Genomic DNA, 2,070 nt, shown 5'->3' with positions numbered 1-2,070 from the left:
TTAAATGTTTTGGTTTCAGCGTCATCTACAACTGTAATGCGGCTATTATCAACAGCTACTATTTGTGGAACCCGACATACATTATCTACAATAGCCTCAGAAAGGCCGTAAACGTAGTCACACGCTATTTTGTTGTTAGGCTGCTGATAAGATGAAAGAACAATAGGAGCAGCGTCAGAGCGCCAAGGAGTGCCTGTCAAAGCTAATGTGCATTGTGCTTTATTTTGAATGTTAAGAATTATCTGCTCACCCCATGCATTAGCATTGTCAATATTAGAGCCAGCACAATGATGAATTTCATCAAATATTACAAAAACACGATATCGTTCAAATAACTGCCAAAAGTGCACTTCTAAATACTGTAAGCTTTGATATGTTAAAGCCCTACCTTTAGCGCCAATAAGCCCATCAAATCGTTCATTCGTTTTTAGCTGTAAGCTTTCCTTAAAGTCTTGAGATACAATTGAGGACGGGGAAAAACAAATAACTAAATCTACCATATTATTTTTTAATAGCTGGTTAGCTAATTCTGAAGCCATTAAGGTTTTACCCGCCCCAGGAGTTGCTAAGGCTAAAAAGTGGCTATTGCCGCTCTGGTATTGCGTAAGCGCTAAATTAATACATTCGGTTTGCCATAGTCTTAGTTTCATATTTTATCTAATGTTTCGTTTTGCCTCAGTAAGCCTTCAATGGCTCTTATCTTCCCTAATATTCGGGTATTATTATCTCTAGCTTTGTTGTATTTCGGCTGTAACTCGTCAATGAGCTCAGGGAATTCAGAGTACAGTTCTTTATAAGCCTCAGACTCCCCTATATTCAATAACAATTCAGCTTTGTAGCTATTTAACTTACACAGCAGTTGTTCTGTTTTATTATCGATATTTTTAATGCCATTAGAAGAGGGGAATTCACTTGCCACCCTAATTTTTTCAATATCAAAGAGGGATGTTTTACTAAACCTAGTGAACCCCTTTTTCTTAGAAATTAACTTTTTTAGCCAGCCTTTTTTGACCAGTTTTAAAAGTTCAGCGTATATTTTTCGCCTAACACTAGTAGGTTCTAAAGACGGGTCGTTTTTTAAAACTAAATAAGTTGATCGGACATCGCTTGTTGTGAAGTGATTAAAGGTTTCAACAACGATAATTTGAGCTACATAAGGGTCTAATTTCAAAGTGAATCCTAAGCTACTTTTTATAATGATTATTACCGGGGCAATACGTCTATTTAACTTTCTTTTGAACCGACTAATGAAGTAGCTTAGTTATTAACGTATCCATGTAATATTTACTGGTTCTTTTTCCTATTATTTTTGCATTTGGAACTATACTTTAGCGTTGCTCTGCTTGCGGAGCAATTTTAGGCTTTTTATTTGTGACAATCAAGCTCTGATAGCAGAGCAAGTGATGTTATGAATATTATTGGAAAAAACGTGAGGACCATTCGAGAAAATAAAGGATGGACTCAAGAACAATTAGCAGCAAAATGTAATTTAATTGATTGGGAAATTAGTCGCAGCACATTAGCTAAAATAGAATCAAATGTTAGAGGGGTAACTGACATAGAAGTGAGTTACTTCTCATTAGTGCTTGATGTAGAAATAGCCATTTTATTTTCAGGGTACTCAAAATTCTAAGGCATTAGCTACAAAATGCAGTCTAAAAAGACTAATAACGTGCGCTCAAATTGATTGACTCATTATGAATCGCTGGTACAGCGCTACAACGAGCGAAAAGAAGATGACGTACTGGTAAGCAGCGTATTAGATGACTTTTCAGAAAGCATGGTTGATATGATTTACAGCGTACGCGACGAAATGAACGCCGGCGACGAGCTAGGCATTGATATTGAAGAAAAAGGCTTTTACGACGCTTTAAAAGCACTTGCCGTTAAATACGAATTTGACTACCCCGAAGATAAGCTCATTGAGCTCGCTCAAGCGGTAAAAGTAATTGTAGACGACAAGGTAAAGTTTGTAGATTGGAATAACCGAGACGATATTAAATCATCGCTCAAAGTAGAGCTGATTTTAATACTCGCTAAATTTAAGTACCCGCCAATTAGCCGCGATGA

4 protein-coding genes are annotated in these 2,070 nt (G+C 36.7%); 2 read left to right on the top strand and 2 right to left on the bottom strand.

Translation table 11 applies throughout. The annotated features are described in order from the left end of the window. Together AAEZ18_RS18230 and AAEZ18_RS18225 are read right to left on the bottom strand one after the other, a co-directional pair. Positions 1-650 (bottom strand): DEAD/DEAH box helicase (locus AAEZ18_RS18230; protein ID WP_352255830.1); only part of this gene is annotated, 650 nt, incomplete at its 3' end. Next, positions 647-1,171 carry a VspR family transcription factor gene (locus AAEZ18_RS18225; protein ID WP_350545233.1) on the bottom strand — a complete coding sequence of 175 codons (525 nt, stop codon included), beginning with the start codon at positions 1,169-1,171 and terminating at the stop codon, positions 647-649. The genes AAEZ18_RS18230 and AAEZ18_RS18225, both read right to left, overlap by 4 nt. 258 nt (positions 1,172-1,429) lie before the next feature. On the opposite strand from AAEZ18_RS18225, the gene AAEZ18_RS18220 reads away from it, so the two are divergent. Further along, a complete protein-coding gene (locus AAEZ18_RS18220) occupies positions 1,430-1,633 on the top strand; it encodes a helix-turn-helix domain-containing protein (protein WP_350545230.1) in 204 nt (67 codons plus the stop codon). 54 nt (positions 1,634-1,687) lie between these two features. Further along, positions 1,688-2,070: type I restriction enzyme endonuclease domain-containing protein (locus AAEZ18_RS18215; protein ID WP_352255827.1), on the top strand; the 383-nt coding region annotated here is incomplete at its 3' end.

This window comes from Pseudoalteromonas sp. 19-MNA-CIBAN-0066, from assembly GCF_040308705.1.
GTDB classification, from domain to species: Bacteria; Pseudomonadota; Gammaproteobacteria; order Enterobacterales; family Alteromonadaceae; genus Pseudoalteromonas; species Pseudoalteromonas nigrifaciens.
Note: the sequence above shows the minus strand (reverse complement) of the source record. Positions and strands in the feature narration are given on the sequence as shown.